General features: G+C 69.6%; 23 protein-coding genes. 13 read left to right on the top strand and 10 right to left on the bottom strand.

From position 1 onward, the window contains the following. Positions 1-4: 4 nt before the first annotated feature. Together Q0Q23_RS01525 and Q0Q23_RS01520 are read right to left on the bottom strand one after the other, a co-directional pair. Positions 5-628, bottom strand: coding sequence for a hypothetical protein (locus Q0Q23_RS01525; RefSeq protein ID WP_295118249.1), 624 nt, complete (start codon positions 626-628; stop codon positions 5-7). Between the two features lie 58 nt (positions 629-686). After that, positions 687-980, bottom strand: coding sequence for a lactococcin 972 family bacteriocin (locus tag Q0Q23_RS01520; RefSeq protein WP_295118245.1), 294 nt, complete (start codon positions 978-980; stop codon positions 687-689). Between the two features lie 142 nt (positions 981-1,122). On the opposite strand from Q0Q23_RS01520, the gene Q0Q23_RS01515 reads away from it, so the two are divergent. Beyond that, on the top strand, positions 1,123-2,346 hold the full coding sequence (locus Q0Q23_RS01515) for a DNA polymerase domain-containing protein (protein WP_295118243.1): 1,224 nt from the start codon (positions 1,123-1,125) through the stop codon (positions 2,344-2,346). Between the two features lie 113 nt (positions 2,347-2,459). Further along, positions 2,460-2,660, top strand: a complete 201-nt coding sequence (locus Q0Q23_RS01510; RefSeq protein ID WP_295118241.1) for a hypothetical protein — start codon at positions 2,460-2,462, stop codon at positions 2,658-2,660. A gap of 113 nt (positions 2,661-2,773) precedes the next feature. Here the strand turns inward: Q0Q23_RS01510 and Q0Q23_RS01505 are convergent, their stop codons facing one another. Further along, positions 2,774-3,094: a nuclear transport factor 2 family protein gene (locus Q0Q23_RS01505; protein WP_295118238.1), complete on the bottom strand. Its 321-nt coding sequence runs from the start codon at positions 3,092-3,094 to the stop codon at positions 2,774-2,776. A gap of 119 nt (positions 3,095-3,213) precedes the next feature. Here Q0Q23_RS01505 and Q0Q23_RS01500 point away from each other — a divergent pair, with 119 nt between their 5' ends. The 3 genes from Q0Q23_RS01500 to Q0Q23_RS01490 are packed head-to-tail and all read left to right on the top strand — an operon-like array spanning position 3,214 to position 4,984. Continuing rightward, positions 3,214-4,137: a DUF5996 family protein gene (locus Q0Q23_RS01500; RefSeq protein WP_295118237.1), complete on the top strand. Its 924-nt coding sequence runs from the start codon at positions 3,214-3,216 to the stop codon at positions 4,135-4,137. Continuing rightward, positions 4,134-4,502, top strand: coding sequence for a UBP-type zinc finger domain-containing protein (locus Q0Q23_RS01495; RefSeq protein ID WP_295118234.1), 369 nt, complete (start codon positions 4,134-4,136; stop codon positions 4,500-4,502). The genes Q0Q23_RS01500 and Q0Q23_RS01495 overlap by 4 nt, the downstream gene beginning before the upstream one ends. Positions 4,503-4,510: 8 nt before the next feature. Continuing rightward, complete coding sequence (locus Q0Q23_RS01490; RefSeq protein WP_295118231.1) at positions 4,511-4,984, top strand: carboxymuconolactone decarboxylase family protein; 474 nt, start codon at positions 4,511-4,513, stop codon at positions 4,982-4,984. 89 nt (positions 4,985-5,073) lie between these two features. On the opposite strand, the gene Q0Q23_RS01485 is transcribed toward Q0Q23_RS01490, so the two are convergent. After that, positions 5,074-6,000, bottom strand: a complete 927-nt coding sequence (locus Q0Q23_RS01485) for an aldo/keto reductase family oxidoreductase (RefSeq protein ID WP_295118228.1) — start codon at positions 5,998-6,000, stop codon at positions 5,074-5,076. A 21-nt stretch (positions 6,001-6,021) separates the two neighbouring features. Continuing rightward, entirely contained in the window at positions 6,022-7,026 is a 1,005-nt protein-coding gene (locus tag Q0Q23_RS01480; RefSeq protein WP_295118225.1) for an aldo/keto reductase family protein, read from the bottom strand. Between the two features lie 241 nt (positions 7,027-7,267). Between Q0Q23_RS01480 and Q0Q23_RS01475 the strand changes: the two genes are divergently transcribed. The 3 genes from Q0Q23_RS01475 (at position 7,268) to Q0Q23_RS01465 (ending at position 10,015) form a co-directional block, all read left to right on the top strand. Next, on the top strand, positions 7,268-8,308 hold the full coding sequence (locus tag Q0Q23_RS01475) for a methionine ABC transporter ATP-binding protein (protein ID WP_295118222.1): 1,041 nt from the start codon (positions 7,268-7,270) through the stop codon (positions 8,306-8,308). After that, the gene (locus tag Q0Q23_RS01470; protein ID WP_295118219.1) at positions 8,305-9,012 is read left to right on the top strand and encodes a methionine ABC transporter permease; all 708 of its coding nucleotides are present in this window, start codon (positions 8,305-8,307) and stop codon (positions 9,010-9,012) included. The genes Q0Q23_RS01475 and Q0Q23_RS01470 overlap by 4 nt, the downstream gene beginning before the upstream one ends. 82 nt (positions 9,013-9,094) lie before the next feature. Then, entirely contained in the window at positions 9,095-10,015 is a 921-nt protein-coding gene (locus Q0Q23_RS01465) for a MetQ/NlpA family ABC transporter substrate-binding protein (RefSeq protein ID WP_295118216.1), read from the top strand. Positions 10,016-10,019: 4 nt separating this feature from the next. Here the strand turns inward: Q0Q23_RS01465 and Q0Q23_RS01460 are convergent, their stop codons facing one another. The 3 genes from Q0Q23_RS01460 to Q0Q23_RS01450 form a co-directional block, all read right to left on the bottom strand. Further along, positions 10,020-10,490: a nucleoside deaminase gene (locus Q0Q23_RS01460; RefSeq protein WP_295118213.1), complete on the bottom strand. Its 471-nt coding sequence runs from the start codon at positions 10,488-10,490 to the stop codon at positions 10,020-10,022. Beyond that, the gene (locus Q0Q23_RS01455) at positions 10,487-11,938 is read right to left on the bottom strand and encodes a cytosine permease (RefSeq protein ID WP_295118208.1); all 1,452 of its coding nucleotides are present in this window, start codon (positions 11,936-11,938) and stop codon (positions 10,487-10,489) included. Before Q0Q23_RS01455 ends, Q0Q23_RS01460 begins: the two co-directional genes overlap by 4 nt. A gap of 203 nt (positions 11,939-12,141) precedes the next feature. Beyond that, positions 12,142-13,071 (bottom strand): sensor histidine kinase, encoded by a 930-nt coding sequence (locus tag Q0Q23_RS01450; protein ID WP_295118205.1) that lies wholly within the window; start codon positions 13,069-13,071, stop codon positions 12,142-12,144. A 28-nt stretch (positions 13,072-13,099) separates the two neighbouring features. Between Q0Q23_RS01450 and Q0Q23_RS01445 the strand changes: the two genes are divergently transcribed. Further along, on the top strand, positions 13,100-13,387 hold the full coding sequence (locus tag Q0Q23_RS01445; protein WP_295118200.1) for a DUF2076 family protein: 288 nt from the start codon (positions 13,100-13,102) through the stop codon (positions 13,385-13,387). 284 nt (positions 13,388-13,671) lie between these two features. Here Q0Q23_RS01445 and Q0Q23_RS01440 read toward each other — a convergent pair whose 3' ends face one another. Beyond that, a complete protein-coding gene (locus tag Q0Q23_RS01440) occupies positions 13,672-15,378 on the bottom strand; it encodes an FAD-dependent oxidoreductase (protein WP_295118198.1) in 1,707 nt (568 codons plus the stop codon). 111 nt (positions 15,379-15,489) lie between these two features. Here Q0Q23_RS01440 and Q0Q23_RS01435 point away from each other — a divergent pair, with 111 nt between their 5' ends. From Q0Q23_RS01435 to Q0Q23_RS01420, 4 genes are all read left to right on the top strand, one after another. Continuing rightward, positions 15,490-15,672 (top strand): hypothetical protein, encoded by a 183-nt coding sequence (locus Q0Q23_RS01435; RefSeq protein WP_295118195.1) that lies wholly within the window; start codon positions 15,490-15,492, stop codon positions 15,670-15,672. Positions 15,673-15,674: 2 nt separating this feature from the next. Further along, positions 15,675-16,031, top strand: a complete 357-nt coding sequence (gene trxA, locus Q0Q23_RS01430) for a thioredoxin (protein ID WP_295118193.1) — start codon at positions 15,675-15,677, stop codon at positions 16,029-16,031. Positions 16,032-16,102: 71 nt separating this feature from the next. Then, positions 16,103-16,375, top strand: coding sequence for a metal-sensitive transcriptional regulator (locus tag Q0Q23_RS01425; protein WP_295118190.1), 273 nt, complete (start codon positions 16,103-16,105; stop codon positions 16,373-16,375). After that, positions 16,372-16,737, top strand: coding sequence for a DsrE family protein (locus Q0Q23_RS01420; protein WP_295118187.1), 366 nt, complete (start codon positions 16,372-16,374; stop codon positions 16,735-16,737). The genes Q0Q23_RS01425 and Q0Q23_RS01420 overlap by 4 nt, the downstream gene beginning before the upstream one ends. A 133-nt stretch (positions 16,738-16,870) precedes the next feature. Here Q0Q23_RS01420 and Q0Q23_RS01415 read toward each other — a convergent pair whose 3' ends face one another. Next, the gene (locus tag Q0Q23_RS01415; RefSeq protein WP_295118184.1) at positions 16,871-17,779 is read right to left on the bottom strand and encodes a MurR/RpiR family transcriptional regulator; all 909 of its coding nucleotides are present in this window, start codon (positions 17,777-17,779) and stop codon (positions 16,871-16,873) included. Positions 17,780-17,792: the final 13 nt, after the last annotated feature.

Below are 17,792 nucleotides of genomic sequence, written 5' to 3'. Positions count from 1 at the left end.
GACGTCATCGTTCCCGGCTCTCCAGTAGACCCAGTGGGTCGGTGCTGCACTGTTCTAGCGCCTTGTCTCCGGAGGTCTTGTCACTGAACGGGAACGCCTGCGTCGGAGCGTCACGGGAATAGTCACGAGCCGAGTAGCTCGGCGGGACGACCTTCTTCTTCACCAGGCACGCGGCGGTGATCGTGGCCTCGTCGAGATTCTGCGGGTTTCTCTGCATCGCGAAATAGAGGTAGCCGACGGTGTCGAGACCGGAGCGAGCCGAGCAGTCATCGGCGATCGAGTTGGCTTCTTCGGTCGTCGTGCCTGTACGTGGGGTGAACCCGTAACCACCTCCGACTCCGAAGCCATCGAAGGTCACGTTGTGGTCGCGAAGGCACCCTGCGAACCCGTTCTCCATCTCAGAGAACTCGGCGTCCGTAATGCGGCCATCAGACAAGGCGCTTCTTTCGAAGTCCGTCCGTGCGCGGCGGGACGCATCGGCGAACTCGTCTTTCCAGCCGGCGGCCGCCGCAGCCGTAACGCGTGGCGGAGTAGATGAATCCCCGACGGATGAATCGCTCGGAGAGCATCCGCTGAGCACGAGAACGCTGGAGATCACAATCCCTATCGCTGAGCTGATCGTCTTCATCGCTGCCTCACGAGCTGAGGGGTGGGACGGCGATTCTCGCCGGCCCACCCCTCGTACCTCAGTAGTTGTAGTAGTACCAGGTGTTCCCGGTCACGGTCCACGAGGCAGAGGAGTAGGACCAGTTGCCCTTCGCCGCGTCAGCCGACCGGAGGCAGGTGATGGAATTGCAGGCAGTCGAGCGGTGCTTCTTAGAGCCGTGGTGATAGTTGGACCATGTCTTTCCCGAGTTGCCGTAATCCCACGTTCCACCCTCGGGGTAGCTCGTGTATGCGTTCGCAGGCGTTGCGCCGAGGCTCGCCCCGATGGTCAGTGCGCCGGCCGCAATGATCGTTGAAACAACCTTGTTCTTCAATTTCACAGTCTATGGCCCTATTCGCGTAACTAGCATCGATTATTTCAATGCGAGATTTAACCTAGCCGGATGGCCGTCATTCGAGCAAGCCGAGCTGACGCCACCCCTGGCCCCGTCCGGCACCCGCGGCTAACGTGGCGGCATGACCCCGTCGTCGAAGTCCGAGACGTTCCTCGAGGTCGGCGGCCACGAGGTGCGGATCTCGAGCCCGGACAAGGTGGTGTTCCCCGAGCCGGGGCTGACCAAGCTCGATCTCGCGCGCTACTACATCGCGGTCGCCGACGGCGCGCTGCGTGGCGCCGGAGGCCGGCCGATGGTGCTGAAGCGCTTCGTGAAGGGACTCGGCCAGGAGCCGTTCTTCCAGAAGCGGGTACCGGAGGGGCATCCCGACTACATCGACACGGCGACGCTGCACTATGCGCGCGGCACGTCGGCGGAGGAGGCGGTGCTGCGCGACGCCGCCGGTCTCGCCTGGGTGTCGAACCTCGGCTGCCTGGACCTCAACCCGCACGCCGTGCGCGCGGAGGACCTCGACCATCCCGACGAGCTGCGAGTGGACCTGGACCCGATGCCGGGCGTCGACTGGTCGCAGATCGTCGACGTCGCCTTCATCGCCCGGGAGGTATTGGAAGACCACGATCTGGTCGGCTGGCCGAAGACCAGCGGCTCGCGGGGCCTGCACATCCTCGTGCGCATCGAGCCGCGTTGGAGCTTCGCCGACGTCCGGCTCGCCGCCGAGACGCTGGCCCGCGAGGTGGAGAACCGGGCGCCGGGGCTGGCGACGGCGCGGTGGTGGAAGGAGGAGCGCGGCGAGAGCGTCTTCGTCGACTTCAACCAGAACGCCAAAGACCGCACGGTGGCGTCGGCGTACTCGGTGCGGCCGCTGCCGGACGCACGCGTGTCGACCCCGCTCGACTGGGACGAGGTGCGCACGCGCCGGCCGTCGGAGTTCACCGTTCCCACGGTGCTGACCCGGTTCGCCGAGCGCGGCGACCCGCACGTCGGGATCGACGCGTCTCCCGGCACGCTCGACGCCCTCCTGGCCCTGGCCGCCCGTCTGGGGCCGGCCGAGAAGCCGCCGCGCGCCGGCGACGGCGCGGGCCGGCGCGTCTCGCAGATGCCGCTGATCGAGGTGGCGCGAACCAAGACCAAGCCGGAGGCGACCGCGGCGCTCGCCCGCTGGCGCGACCTCCACCCCGACGCCGCCGCGCACCTGCACCCCGCCGACGAGCTGATCGACGGCATGCGCGGCTCCAGTTCGCAGTGGTACCGCGTGCGCATCAACCTCCAGCACGTCCCGGAGGCCGAGCGCCCGGAGCAGGGCGACCTGCTCGCCGACTACGATCCGTGGGCCGGGCGCCGCTGAGCGCCGCGCACCCTCGCACCTTCGTGACGAATGTCGACATTCGTGCCACGAAACACGAGATTCGTGACGAATCTCATCGCGCGCGTCGGCGGTGGCGGCATAGGGTGTGGAACGTGAAGTCGAGCCTGCCGTTCGTCATACCCGGCGTGATCCTCGCCGTCCTCGGGCTGGTCTGGCTGCTGCAGGGAGTCGATGTGCTGGGCGGGTCGGTGATGAGCGGGTCCCCGCTGTGGGCGACCGTCGGCCCGATCGTGCTGGTGGTGGGGCTGGTGCTGATCGTGATCGGTGTCGTGCGCAGGCGCCGGGCCCGTTAGGGCCGTAGAAGGCCGGGTGTCCGCGTATCAGGGTCGACTGGTGCCTCCGGTGGAATTCCGGGGTCCCCGGCCCAGGGCGGAAGCTCCAACTCGTCCTGCGTGAGCCCGGCGGCCTACGGCGCGATCACCATCCGCGAGATGCGGTCGCCGTCGACGGTGAAACGGATCGGACTGGTGCCGTTGAAGCCGTCGCCGGTAACGGTCACCGTCACGATCCAGTCGTCGCCGTCGCGCTCGGCGCGGTCGACCACGAAGTGCGACCGCTTGCCGATGTTGTCGCTGGCGTTCCAGGAGCGGGCGCCGTCGTGGCCGCGGAAGACGCGGCCCCAATCCTCGAGGTAGGCGTCGTCGGTGAAGACCGCGACGAAGGCGTCCGAGTCGGCGGAGTTCGTGGTGTCGATGAAGGCTCGGATGGGTGCGGGCAGGTCGGTCATGGGTCGAGGATCGCACGCCGGCGGGAGCGTCATCCAGGGCCCGCCGGTCCCTCCCTGGCGCCCGGACGCGACGACGACCCGCGGACTAGAGTGAGGCTGTGACGACCAGGAGGGCGAACATGGCGACGGACGAATCCTGGCCGTCGCTCGCAGTGGAGTCGTGGACGCCCACCCGCGACACCCTGCACATGTGGACGCAGATCGTCGGCAAGATCCGGATGGCGCTGGCGGCGCCCGTCAACCACTGGTGGCACGTCACCCTCCGGGTCGATGCGCGCGGGCTCACCACCGGCGGCGTCCCGGTCGGCTCGCGCCTGCTCGAGCTCGCCTTCGACTTCGTCGACCACGTGCTGCTGGTGCGCACCAGCGACGGCGGCAGCGTGGCCGTCCCGCTGCCCGGCCTGTCGGTCGCGCAGTTCTACGACCGGGTCTTCGACGGGCTCCGCCGGTTGGAGGTCGAGGTCGCCATCCACCCGTCGCCGAACGAGGTGGAGGTGGCCATCCCGTTCGCCGACGACACCGTGCACGCCACCTACGTGCCCGAGCAGGCCGAGGCGTTCTGGCGGCAGCTGATCCAGGCGGACCGCGTGCTCCAGACCTTCCGGTCCGAGTTCCGCGGCAAGGTCAGCCCGGTGCACTTCTTCTGGGGCGCGATGGACCTGGCCGTCACCCGGTTCTCCGGCCGAACCGCTCCCCCGCACCCCGGCGGGGCGCCCAACTGTCCCGACAGTGTGATGCGCGAGGGTTACTCGCACGAGCTCAGCAGCGCCGGCTTCTGGCCGGGTGGAGGAGCCGAAGGAGCGTTCTACTCGTACGCGTACCCGGCTCCCGACGGCTACGAGGAGGCCGAGCTGCCCGCCGGCGCGTCGTTCAGCGCGGAGTTCGGCGAGTTCCTGCTGCCGTACGAGACGGTCAGGACCTCCGCCGATCCGGACGCCACCGCGCTCGCGTTCCTGCGCGCCACCTACCGGGCGGCGGCGGCACGCGGCGACTGGCCCTCCGACCTGCTGATCGCACCGAACCATGTGAGGAGTGAACGATGACCGACGGGATCGACCCCGGAGTTCCGCCCAGCGGAACCGGCTGCGCCGAGTGCGAGCGCGACGGCGGCTGGTGGGTGCACCTGCGGCGCTGCGCCGCCTGCGGCCACGTCGGCTGCTGCGACGACTCGCTTTCGCGCCACGCCCGCGCGCACGCCGCGGCGACGGGACACCGCTACATCCAGAGCTTCGAGCCGGGCGAGGACTGGTTCTGGGACTTCCGCACCGACCAGTACGCGGAAGGCCCGACACTCGCGGCGCCGACGAGCCACCCGTACGACCAGACCGTCCCCGGGCCGGCCGAGCGGCTGCCGTCCGATTGGCGGGCGATCCTGATGCGCCGCGCGGACGCCGAGGCGTCGAGCTGAGGAAGCCGATGATCCCCTACCTGGACAAGTCCATGCCCGACGTCTGGCAGGCCGCCAGAGCATGGTCCGCCGTCGCAGCCGAGGCCGCGCTGGTGCACGGCCTCACCGGGCAGGAGACCGAACTCATCAAGGTGCGCGCGTCCCAGTTGAACGCGTGCGCCTACTGCCTCGACCTGCACTCCCGCGAGGCCAGGAAGGCCGGCATCCCCCAGCAGAAGCTCGACATGCTGCCCGCCTGGCGCGACGCCGAGCTCTACGACGAACGCGAGCGGGCCGTGCTCGCCATCGCCGAGGCGGCGACGCGGCTGCCGCTCACCGAGGACTCCCGCGCCGACCTCGTCGGCGCCCACACCGTCCTCGGCGAACCGGCCTTCGCCGCCGCCGAATGGATCGCCGTGGCCATCAACACGTTCAACCGCGTCTCCATCCTCAGCGGGCACCCGGTGAACCCGCGCGACCGGGAGGGGCGGCTGCTGCGCTGAGGCGCGGCCGGCCGGCGTCGGTCAGGCGCGGAGCGGCGCGGCTGCGACCGGAGCGGTCGCCTCGACCCGCCCCGCCACGCGCTTCCCTGCTACGGGAGGATGTGACCGGCCGCCGTGAAGAGGCGGTACCACTCCTCGCGCGACAGGCGCACGTCGGAACCGGCCGCCGACTCCACGACCCGCTGCGGCGTCGTGGTGCCCAGCACGACCTGCATGCGGGCCGGGTGGCGGGTGATCCAGGCCACGGCGATGCCGGTCGGCGTGACGCCGTGGGCCGCCGCGATCTCGTCGAGCGCGTCGTTGAGCGGGCCGTAGTTCTCGCGGTCGCCCAGGAACACGCCGTCGAAGAAGCCCTTCTGGAACGGTGACCACGCCTGCAGCGTGATGTCGTGCAACCGCGCGTAGTCCAGGATGCCGTTGTCGCGGTCGATGGACTGGTCGAGCCCGGCCATGTTGGCGGCCACCCCGGCCGCGATCAGCGGCGCGTGCGTGATCGACAGCTGCACCTGGTTGAAGGCCAGCGGCTGCGTGACGGAGCGCTTGAGCAGCTCCACCTGGCCGGGGGTGTGGTTCGAGACCCCGAAGTTCCGCACCTTGCCCGCCGCCTGCAGCGCATCGAAGGCGGAGGCGACCTCGTCCGGCTCGACCAGCGCATCCGGACGGTGCAGGAGCAGGACGTCCAGGTAGTCCGTCCGCAGTGCCGCGAGCGAGGCGTCGACCGACTCGAGGATGTGCTCGGCCGAGAAGTCCCAGAACCCGTCGCGCAGCCCGACCTTCGACTGGATGATCACCTGCTCGCGCTCGGCCGCGGTGAAGGAGATCGCATCCCCGAAACGGCGCTCGCACCGGTGGTCGCCGCCGTAGACGTCGGCGTGGTCGAAATAGTTGATGCCGGCGTCGCGCGCGGTGCCGACCAGGGTGCGGATCGCCTGATCGTCCAGTTCGGCTATGCGCATCAGGCCCAGGATGACGTCCGAGGCGTGCAGGGTCGTCTGCGGCGGGGTGAAGGTCTTCATCGTCGTTCTCCTCTGGTCGGCTCAGGCGACGCGGGTGCTCGGGGACACGGTCTGGCCGGGGTCGGTGACCGCGACGTCGCCGACGGCCTGGTCGATGCGGCCGAGCACGTCACCGGACAGACGCACTCCGGCGGCTGCGGCGTTGGAGGCCACCTGCTCCGGGCGGGACGCGCCGACGATGGCACCGGAGACGTTCGGGTTCTGCAGCACCCACGCGACGGCCAGCTGCGCCATGGTCAGGCCGAGCTCGTCGGCGATGGGCTTCAGCCGCTGGACGGAGGTGAGCACGTCATCGCGGAGGAAGTCCTTGATCGCGTTCGCCCCGCCCTTCTCGTCGGCCGCGCGGCTGCCTTCCGGCAGCGGAGCGCCGGGAAGGTACTTGCCCGTGAGCACGCCCTGGGCGACCGGCGACCAGACGATCTGCGAGATCCCCAGCTCGGCCGAGGCCGGGACGACCTGCTTCTCGATCACGCGCCACAGCATCGAGTACTGCGGCTGGTTGGAGATCAGCTGGAAGCCGAGCTCCTTCGCCAGCGCGTGACCCGCGCGGAGCTGCTCGGCGGTCCACTCGCTGACGCCGATGTAGAGCGCCTTGCCCTGCCGCACGATGTCGGCGAAGGCCTGCATGGTCTCTTCCAGCGGCGTCTCGTAGTCGAACCGGTGCGCCTGGTAGAGGTCGACGTAGTCGGTCTGGAGGCGCGTGAGCGAGCCGTCGATCGACTCGAGGATGTGCTTGCGCGACAGCCCGGTGTCGTTGTGGCCCTTGGGGCCGGTCGGCCAGTAGACCTTCGTGAAGATCTCGAGCGACTGCCGGCGCCGGCCCTTCAGGGCGTCGCCCAGCACCTCCTCGGCCGCGGTGTTCGCGTACGCGTCGGCCGTGTCGAACGTGCTGATGCCTGCGTCGAGGGCCGCGTGCACGCACTGACGCGCGATGTCGTTCTCGACCTGCGACGCGTGGGTGAGCCAGTTTCCGTAGATGATCTCCGAGATCTTGAGACCGCTGTTGCCGAGGTACCGGAATTCCACGTCGCGCCTTTCACGTCTGCATCGAGCGTCTGCATCGAGCGCTCCTGCGCCCGGGTCTGCGACGATGCTAGAACCCGCGATTTCAGAAGTCCAACAAGCGTCGCTTCTTCCATTCAGCGACGGGACGGATGAGATGCGTAGACCGGCCGTTCTCGGCCAATCGGCGTTACGCGGAGTGACGGGTCGGAACACAACGTCACACGACAGTGCCGGGAGTCGCTGCCTTCGCTAGCTTCGCGGCGTGATTCGTTTACAGCAGCTCTCGAAGGTGTACGGCCGCGGCGCCGACGCCGTGACGGTGCTCGACCGGCTCGACTTCTCGGTGGAGGCCGGCGAGATCTTCGGCGTGGTCGGCCCTTCCGGCGCCGGCAAGTCCACTCTGGCGCAGTGCATCGCACTGCTGGAGCGCCCCACCTCCGGTTCGGTCATCGTCAACGGCGAGCCGCTCAGCGAGCTGAGCCGCGACCGGCTTCGGGTGGCGCGCCGCCGGATCGGGACGGTCTTCCAACGCGACGGACTGTTCTCCCGTCGCACGGCGGCGGAGAACGTGGCGCTGCCGCTGGAGTACCTCGGCGTGACACGCGCCGAGACGAACGCGCGGGTCGCCGAGCTGCTCGACCGCGTCGGGCTGACCGGCCGTGCCGGGCACTACCCGCATCAGCTGTCGGGCGGGCAGCGGCAGCGCGTCGGCATCGCGCGGGCTCTCGCACTGCGACCGAGCGTCCTCCTCGCCGATGAGGCCACCAGCGGACTCGACCCGGAGTCGACCGCGGCGATCTCCGCCCTCCTCAAGGAATTGCGCGACGAGCTCCGGCTCTCCATCGTCTTCATCACCCACGAGATGGACACCGTGGTCCGACTCGCCGACTCCGTCGGCCGCCTCGAGCACGGCAGGATCGTCGAGTCAGGGCGGACCGTCGACCTGCTGCGCGACCCGGAATCCCCGCTCGGCGCACTGCTGCGACCGGCCCCGGCCTCCGCATCGGCTCCGGCCGGCGAGGTCGCGTTGCGGGTGCGCTACCGCGGTGACGTGCCGGGCGACTGGCTCGCCCGCGTCGCCCGCGAACTGGCGGTCTCCCCCGCGCTTCTCGGCGCCGACATCGCCACCATCGACGGTCAGGTCGTCGGGTCGGCGACCATCGCCGTCCCGGCGGGCGCTGTGACGAGCGTCAGCAGCTTCCTCTCCGAGTTCGGCCTGGATGCCCGTCTCTTCGACGACGCGCGTGGCGCCGAGCCGTCCGCGTCGCCCGAAACCGATCCCGCCCTGGAGGCCGCCGCATGAGCGGAATCGTCCTGGCGTCCTCGACGCCGCCCGACCAGATCCCCGGTCTCGTGCTGCCTGCGCTGGGCGACACGCTCATCATGGTCGGCATCACCATGTCCATCGTGCTGGTGGTCGGCATCCCGCTGGGCGCGGCCATCTTCAACGCCGCTCCCGGAGGGCTCTTCCCGAACCGGTTCCTCCACACCGTCGGCGGCTGGATCATCAACCTCGGGCGGTCGCTGCCGTTCCTCATCCTGATGGCGGCGATCATCCCGTTCACCCGGTTGCTGACCGGCACCAACATCGGCATCCCGGCAGCGGTCGTGCCGATGACCATCGCCGGCATCGCCTTCTTCACCCGCATCGTCGAGAACGCGCTGCGCGCTGTGCCCCGCGAGTACGCACGGGTGGCCATCGCCAGCGGCGCCTCCACCCTCCAAGTGATCCGCACGGCGCAGCTCGCCGAGGCCGTCCCCTCCATCGTCGGCGGGTTCACCATCAACACCATCGCGATGATCGAGTACTCCGCGATCGCCGGGACGATCGGCGCGGGCGGGATCGGCTACGTCGCGGTCACGTACGGCTACCAGCGCTTCGATCACCTCGTCATGCTCGCCACCATCGTGATCCTCGTCGCCACCGTCGCGCTGGTCCAATTCTTCGGCGACCGTATCGTGCGCCGGCTCACCCCGGCGCTGCGCGACCGCAGCGCGCACGCCTGACGAACGAGCCCGACCCACCCGTATCGCCGGCACCATCCGCATCCGCACCACCACATCCCCGATCACACTCCTGGAGAGAACCATGTCTGCAACCGAGACCGCGACCACCACCCCGACCCCGCCGAGCGACCACGGCTTCACCGTCAAGCGCCGCCGTCGCTGGCCCTGGATCGCCGGAGGAGCCGTCGTCGTCCTCGCGATCGTCGCTGCGATCGTCCTCCCGCGCCTGGGCGGCGACCGGTCGCCCAACCTCGTGGCCGGCGCGACCCTGACCGTCGCCACCGCGGAAGGCAACGCGGCAGAGCAGTCCCTCGTCGACTTCGTCGCCACGAACGTCGCCCCCAAATACGGCCTCCACCTCGCCTTCAAGGGCCTGAGCGACTCCAACACCATCAACCGCGCCGTCAGCGACGGGGAGATCGCCGGGACCGTCTACCAGCACAAGCTCTGGCTCGGTCAGGTGCTCCAGGCCAACCCGGACTTCAAGGAAGAAGCGGCGACGCCGGTCTTCCGCTGGGGCTTCGGGCTGTGGAGCTCGAAGTACTCCTCCATCGATCAGCTTCCCGACGGCGCGAACATCTCCCTGTACTCCGACCCCGCCAACGAAGCCCAGGGCCTGTGGCTGCTCGAACGCGGCGGCCTGATCACCCTCAAGCCCGGCGTGAACAAGGCCGACGCGACGATCGACGACATCGCCGCCAACCCGAAGCACGTCCACTTCACGCTGCTGGACTTCGCCGCCCAGTCCCGGTCGCTCGACGACCTCGACGGCGCCGTCGGCTACACCGAGTACTACCTCGCCGCCGGCATCGACATCGCCAAGCAGATCTACGCCCCCGCCGCCCCCGACGACTTCGCCGGCCAGCTCACCATCGGCTCCACCTACAAGAACGCCGACAACATCAAGAAGCTCGTCGCCGCGTTCAAGGACCCGGCCGTCCAGGAGTTCCTGCGGACCGACCCCAGCGTGAAGGGCGTGCTGCTGCCGCTCGATCAGAAGTAGCGGGTCAGTCCTCCCCGATGTCCTCGTTCCAGAGTTCCGGGTTGGCTGCGATGAAGGCGCCCATGGTCGCGATGAGCTCCGGATCGTTGACCACGGTGATGTCGGTCCCGTGCTCGGCCAGCCAGTGCTGGCCGCCGAGGAAGCTCCGGTCGTCGCCCACCACGACGCGCCCGATGCCGAACTGCTTCACGAGGCCCGAGCAGTACCAGCAGGGCGACAGCGTGGTGACCATGACCGTGTCGCGGTAGCTGCGCTGGCGCCCGGCGTTGCGGAAGGCGTTCGTCTCGGCGTGCATGGAGGCGTCGCCGTCCTGCACGCGACGGTTGTGGCCGCTGCCCAGCAGCCGACCGTGGCCGTCGAAGAGCGCCGCCCCGATGGGGATGCCGCCGTCCGCCGCCCCGAGCCGGGCCTCCTCCGCAGCGACGGCCAGCTTCTCGGCGTCGGTCGCGTAGACACGGTCTTCGTCGACGCTCATGCGACGTCGTCCGCAGCGTCGACGCCGACGATGACCGTCGGCTCGGTCGCCAGCGGGGCGCCGAGTCGAACCCTGAAGGCCCGGAAGAGCACCCAGTAGAGGATCGCCGCGAGGACGAATCCGACGAGCGGAGTGAGGTCGCCGATCGGCGCCGCCTTGGCGACGGGGCCCGTGTAGAAGGTCTGGTTGGAGAACAGCCAGACCGAGACCACTCCGGCGACCACGAGCGAGATCCAACCGGCCGGGTTGCGGTAGCGCGCGTGGCTCGGGACCAGGCTCGCGATCTCCGTGCCGCGCCGCAGGAACCGGTCGGTCAGCACCACGCCGAGCCACGGGGCGATCCAGTACGCGATCACGAGCAGGAAGTTCTCGTACTTCGCGCCCGCGTCGGGCAACGCGCTCCAGGCGATGAAGAAGCCGATGACACCGAAGCCGAGGGCGACGATCGCGCGGCGCCAGGCGAACGGGATGCGGATGCCGGCGGCGAGGAACGACATCGCGCCGGAGTAGATGTTGAGCGCGTTCGCCGCGATCGCTCCGACCGCGATCGCGAGCAGGGTCAGGTCGCGGATGACGACCGGCATGCTGGCGGTGAACGACGCCGTCGGGTCGTCCGGGTTGAAGCCGGCGATCGTGGCCGCGGCGGCACCGGCGGCCATGAGCACGACGCAGCTGACGAAGTTGCCGAGGCCCGCCGCCCAGCCGATCGCCGCGCGGCTCGAGTTCGCCGGGAGGTAGCGGCTGTAGTCCGACGCGTAGGGGTTCCAGCCTGCTGCGTAGCCGAACGCGGCCGCCGCGGCGAGCGTCCAGCCGGCGAAGCTGAAGCCTCCGCCCTTGACCGGGCCGCCCAGGTTCGCGTTCAGGAAGACCGTCACCGTCGCCACGAGGAAGATGGCGCCCAGGATGTAGGTGGCGTAGCGCTCGAACAGCTGGACGAGGTCGTGCCCGATGAAGGCGACGACCACCTCGACCACGACCACGATCAGCAGGGACAGCACGGCCGGCATCCCGGTGAGCGTGGTCAGTGCGAACGCGCCGCTCACCGAGTTGACGGCGAACCAGCCGAGTCCCGCCATGACGGTGTTCAGCGCCGAGGGCAGGATGTTGCCCCTGCTGCCGAACGCCGTCCGCCCGATGACCATCTGGGCGAGCCCTTCGCGGGGACCCCACGTGGACAGGATGCCCTGCGTCAGCGCGCCGAGGGCCGTGCCGAACACCAGCGCGGTCATCGACTGCCAGAAGCCGAGCCCGAAGAACGCCACCGCGATGACGCCGACGAAGATCGTCGCGAACTCGAGGTTCGGGGCCGTCCAGGTGGCGAAGAGCTGCCACGGCGAACCGTGCCGTCGCTCCGGTGGGATGGCCTCGATCCCGCCTGCCTCGATGGTCGTGGCGGTGCGGCGCGGGGCAGCGGCGTCCTCGGCCGCGACGGTGGGGGTTCTCGTCATGCGTGCGAGCATACGAAAATCGCAGGATCGCACAACCGCGGAGGGGCCCCGGAGCGGGAATCGTCACATGTTGTTTACAAACAGCAAATAGTGCGCGGTACGCCGGGTACGGCGTCTTTTCACTGCATGACGTGCGCACCCGTATCCGGTCGGACGTCGGGCGCCCGAAATACCTCGTACTGGTGGGGCCTGTTGGCCACCGATCAGGCGGGGGTGCGCGGCAACGCCAGGTGGACGTGGAATCCTCCCTGGGTGGGTCCCGTGGAGAGGGAGCCGCCGAGCAGGTCGGCCCGTTCGCGCAGGCCCAGCAGCCCGAGCTTGGCGCTCGGCAGGTCGAGAGGCTCCTCTGTCGGCCGGCCGTTCACCACCGTGACACCGCACGAGGACTCGTCCGACCAGAGGCAGACGGAGATCGGCGATCCTGGCGCATGCTTGCGCGCGTTGGTCAGCGCTTCTTGCACGGTGCGGTAGATCGCGCGTTGGGTGGCGGGACTGAGATCCGCCGGGAGCTCCCCGGTGAGGGTGACCGGGAGGCCGGATGCCGCGACCAGGCCGGGAAGGCCGCCGACCGTGGGCTGCGGGGCGAGGCCCGGGCTCTCCGTGCCCGCTGCGCGGAGCAACGTCACCATCGATCGCAGCTCCTCCAATGTTGTGGAGCTCAGCGTGCGGATCGAGGCGGCGGCGTCGCGGACGCCCGGATCGGAAGCGGTGACCTGGAGCGCGCCGGCCTGCACCGAGATCAGGCTGACTTGGTGCGAGACGACATCGTGCATCTCGCGGGCCAGCTGGTTGCGTTCCCGGGCGAGGACGCTCTGGGCGTACAGCTCTCGCTCGTGTCGTTTCGTCGCCTCGATCTCGTCGATCCTGGCGCGCAGGTCCGCGGCCGCTTGCACGAGCTGCCCGAGCAGGATCGGCGCCGCGGCTGTGGCCAGCTGATAGACGAACGTGACCACGGTCCAGTTCTGGTCGCTGGTCAGCTGTTCCGCGATGGGCCAGCCCAGAGCGTTCGCCGCCGCGAACAGCCCCCCGCAGACGGCAAGCAGCCAGCGGCGCCGCGACTGCACCGACAGCGCGAAGAGCGCGATCACGGGCGCGGCGAGGACGTTGACGATCAGAGCCGCGGGCAGGGTCAAGACGAAAGCGACGAGTGGCCGGCGCCTCATGATCAGGGCCCCCCAGGAGCAGCGCGGGCGCTGGGGCGGCCTCTTCGGTTCGCGTCAGGCTCAGCCGGCCGGATCCGACGGAGCTCGCCCGGCCGGAGGCGGCAGCAGCTTCCTGAAGACCGCGGCCGCAGGCGCCGCGGGTGTGGCCGGCGGTGTGCTGCTCGCGCAGGGCATCTCCGGACTCTTCTCCGCCCCGCACGGTGAAAGCGGCGCGTACGAACCCGCCGAGGACGACTACGACTCCGAGTCCGATTGGGGCATGGACAGCGACTGGGCAGAGGTCTGACGTGCCGAAACCCGTCGAGGTCAGCCTCGTTGGGGCGTCTGAGGACGACTTCGCCGATTTCGGCAGGCGACTCCAAGCCGCCTTCGCCGTCGCTCTTCCAGCCGACCCGCATCACGACGTGGCATCGGAACCGATTCCGTCAGACGCCGAATTGAGCGCATCGTTCAACGACCCCTGCTCGGAAGTCCTCCACGTCATGCAGGACGGCGCGACGGTGGGCGGCATGGTGCTTCGCGTCGATGCCGCCAGTCGGCCGCCGGCCTGGTCGCCGGGACGTGCGCTCTCTACGCGTTCGCGGTGGCGGGGATGTTCGCGCTCGACGTGCTGCTCTGCCGCGCGCTGTTCGTCTGCGCGGCGCCGCCCGCGACTGACGTTCCCGCGGCCCAGGTGCGGTAGCCGCCGTCGAGGTTGACGACGTCGCGTCCGTGCTGGGCGAGGATGCGGGCGGCGGTGTGGCCGCGCTGACCCACCTGGCAGTGCACCACGAGCGGCCCGTCCGGCAGTTCGGCGAGCCGGTCGCGCAGGTCGTCGACCGGGATGTTGAGCGCGCCCGGGATGGCGCCGGCGGCGTGCTCGCGGGCCGTGCGGACGTCCACCAGGGTCGCCCCGGCGGCGACTGCGGCGTCGAGCTCGTGCCACTGGATGGCGCGGGTGTCGCCCGTGCGCAGGTTGTCGGCGACGTAGCCGAGCTGGTTGACCGGGTCCTTGGCCGAGCCGAACTGGGGAGCGTAGGCCAGCTCCAGCCGGGTGAGGCCGGATGCGGTGATTCCGCCGGCCATGGCGACTGCGATCACGTCGATGCGCTTGTCGACGCCCTCGCCGCCGACGATTTGCGCGCCGAGGATGGCGTCCGTCCCGGGGTCGACCAGCAGCTTCATGGACATGGGCTGGGCGCCCGGGTAGTAGGTGGCGTGCGAGGCGGGGTGCGTGTGGATGACGCGGTGCGCCCGACCGGCGGCGACCAGTTGCCGCTCGCTCCAGCCGACCTTGGCGGCGACGGTGTCGAACACCTTCACGATCGCGGTTCCCAGCGCGGGCGTGTTCTGCTCGTCGCGGCCGGCGATCACGTCGGCGACCGAACGGCCGTGCCGGTTGGCGAGGCCGGCCATGGTGACCAGCGCCTCCTCGCCGGAGAGCGCATCCACCTTCTCGACGCCGTCCCCCACCGCGTAGATGTGGCGGTCGCTGGTGCGGTTGGAGGCGTCCACTGCGATCCCGCCGGTCGGACCGACGCGGAGCCCGGCGGATCGGGCCAGGTCGACGCTGGGCACGACCCCGGAGGCGTCGACGATGAAGTCCGGCCGGAGCACTGCCCCGTCGCTCAGCAGCACCGCGCCGGCCTCGGCGGAATCGATGGTGACCGCGGTGCGGACGTCGACGCCCCGGCTGCGCAGCTGCGCCTCCAGCGGGGCGACCATCTCCGGGTCGAGCGGGGTGAGGATCTGCGCCGACCGCTGGATCAGGGTCACGTGGATGCCCCGGCGCACCAGGTTCTCCACCGCCTCCAGGCCGATGAACCCGCCGCCGACGACGAGCGCCGACGGGTGGTCCGCGGCGGCCTCCACCAGCACGCCGATCGCGTCCACATCCTCGACCGTGCGGAGGGTGTGGGTGGGGATGCCGGGATGCCCTGCGGCCTCCCGCGCGGACGCCCCGACGGCGAGGATCAGCTCGTCGTAGCTCTCGGTGAACGCGTCGCCCGCGGCCAGGTCGAGCACCGAGACCGTGCGGGCGACCGGGTCGACACTGATCACCTCGTGACCGGTGCGGACGTCCAGCCGGAAGCGCGCCGCGAGCGACTGCGGCGTCTGCAGCAGCAGCGACGAGCGATCCGCGATCACCCCGCCGACGTAGTACGGCAGCCCGCAGTTCGCGTACGAGACGTACGGGCCGCGCTCGAACACCACGATCTCCGCGGACTCGTCCAGCCGGCGCAGCCGAGTCGCTGCGGACATTCCCCCGGCGACTCCGCCGACGATCACGGTCTTCATACTTCGTTCCTCCCGAGGTCGGTTTTGTTATACCCTCCCCGGTATCGTACTATACGGAGGGGGGTATAACCAATTCCCCTCGACCGACTACCGGAAAGAGAGTCCACACCCATGTGCTACCCCGTCACCTGCAACGTCTGCGGCAAGACCACCTGGAGCGGCTGCGGCCAGCACGTCTCCGACGTCCGCCGGCGCGTCCCCGCCAACCAGTGGTGCAACGGCAACCACACCGACGCCGAGAAGGCCGCCGCCTCCAGCGGCGGGTTCTTCAGCCGGCTCTTCGGACGCGGCTGATCATGAGCACCGTCGAAATCACCGCCGATACGCTGGGAGTCCAGATCGAGCAGAACGACATCGTCCTGCTCGACTTCTGGGCCGCGTGGTGCGGACCGTGCCGCATGTTCGCCCCCGTGTTCGAGGCAGCGTCCGAGCAGCATCCGGACATCGTGTTCGGCAAAGTCGACACCGAGACCGAGCAGGAGCTCGCGGCCGCCGCCGGCATCACCTCGATCCCGACGCTCATGGCGTTCCGCGACGGCGTCCTCGTGTTCGCCCAGCCGGGCGCGCTCGCGGCGCGGGACCTCGAGCAGCTGATCGGCCGGATCCGGGCCATCGATCCGGCCGAACTGTCCGCAGCCAAGGCGCGCGCTTGAGCGGAGGAGATACCCTGGCGGGTACCGCAACCCGCTCACCTGCGCCGGCATCCCCGAGAAAGAAGACCACCGTGGCCACCACCACCACCGCCGCCGACATCAAGCCCGTACTCAACCGCCTCCGCCGAGCGCAGGGGCAGCTGAACGCCGTCATCGCGGCCGTCGAGAACGGCGGCAAATGCCGCGATGTCGTGATTCAGCTCGCCGCCGTCTCCAGCGCCCTCGACAAGGCCGGATTCCAGATCATCTCGACGGCCATGCAGAAGTGCATCACCGACCCCGACGACGACACCGACCCCATGACCGTCGAAGAGCTTCAGAAGCTCTTCATGACCCTGGCGTGAAGCACGTGACGGAGACCGCCGCACCCCCGGGCGTTGTCGTTCACCTCGACGAAGCCGACCCGGCCAAACACGCAGCCGTCCTGCGGAACGTGAGCAACCTGATCGCTGCGCTCGAACCGGAAGCGGAGGTCGAACTCGTCGTCCACGGCCCCGCCATCAGCCTCCTCCTACCGGGAAGCCCGCACACCGAGACGCTGCAGGCACTCCAGCAACGGGGACTCACCGTCGATGCCTGCAACAACACGCTCCGCAGCGAACACATCACCCCGGAGCAGCTCACCCCGGGTGCGGTGATCGTCCCATCCGGCGTCGCACACCTCGTGCTCCGCCAACGCGAGGGATGGGCGTACCTGCGTCCCTGATCCGGCCGCGCCTCGCTGGGGGATCTTGTAAGCGCTCGCCCTCGCCACCGCACGAGCCGAAGCCGTCCGGCTCGGGCCATCGCATCCAGGAATCCGGAAACGCTGCTGTCCGTCGCGCGAGATCGGGGCGCCGTCACCGACGGGTCGCGGCCCTCGACTGGGCGATCCCACTGTCGTACGTGCTCTTGAGGCTTGACACCGTCGTCTGGTAGTGCGCCGCGGCGTATGCGGCGTACAGGATGTCGATGGTGAGCAACTGGCCCCACTTGCTCGTCACCGACTCACCGTAGAGCTCGCCTCCGCTGGCCGCATTCGAGGAGAAGAGCGCCACGTCCACCGCCCGTGCCAGAGTCGAGCCTTCCTGAGAGGTGATCCCGATCGTCTTCGCGCCCCGGCGGCGGGCGAGCTCGACCGCCTGGACGACGGCCGACGTTTCGCCGGAGTCACTGATGGCGATCAGCACGTCGCCGTCATCGGCGATCGTCGCCAGCATCACCTGGAGGCTCTGATCCCGGAACAGGAAGCATTTGCGCCCGGCGCGAGTGAACCGCATGACGCCCTCTTCGGCGGCGATGGCGGAGGAGCCCATGCAGGCGAACAGGAGCGCGGAAGCGGACTCGACGTAGGATACTGCTCGCGCCAGCGCGCGGACGTCGAGCGAGTCGTTGGTGAAGCTCATAGCCTCGATGCTCGAATGCGCCACCTTTCGCACGATCGTCGCGAGGTCGTCCGACTGGCCGACCCCGCCGTAGACGATCTCGCGCTCTCCGTCCGCGGGATTCGCGCCGCGCGTCTCGAAGTTGGCCTCTGCGACCTCCCTCACGAGCGTCTTGTAGCTCTTCACACCGACTTCGCGGGCGAACCGGGAGACAGTGGATTCGGCCACTCCCGCTTGCGCGGCCAGTTCCCCGATCGTCATCGACGGGATGATCGTGGGGTCTCGCAGAATGGTCTCGCCGACCTGGCGCAGCGACGGGGCGAGGTACGGGAGGCGGCCCGAGATGCGCTGGAACAGCGGCCGCTCCGTCGTGGGTTCCGCCATTCCGATCTCCGCG

This window comes from uncultured Leifsonia sp. (assembly GCF_945957465.1).
Taxonomy (GTDB): domain Bacteria; phylum Actinomycetota; class Actinomycetes; order Actinomycetales; family Microbacteriaceae; genus Leifsonia.
Note: the sequence above shows the minus strand (reverse complement) of the source record. Positions and strands in the feature narration are given on the sequence as shown.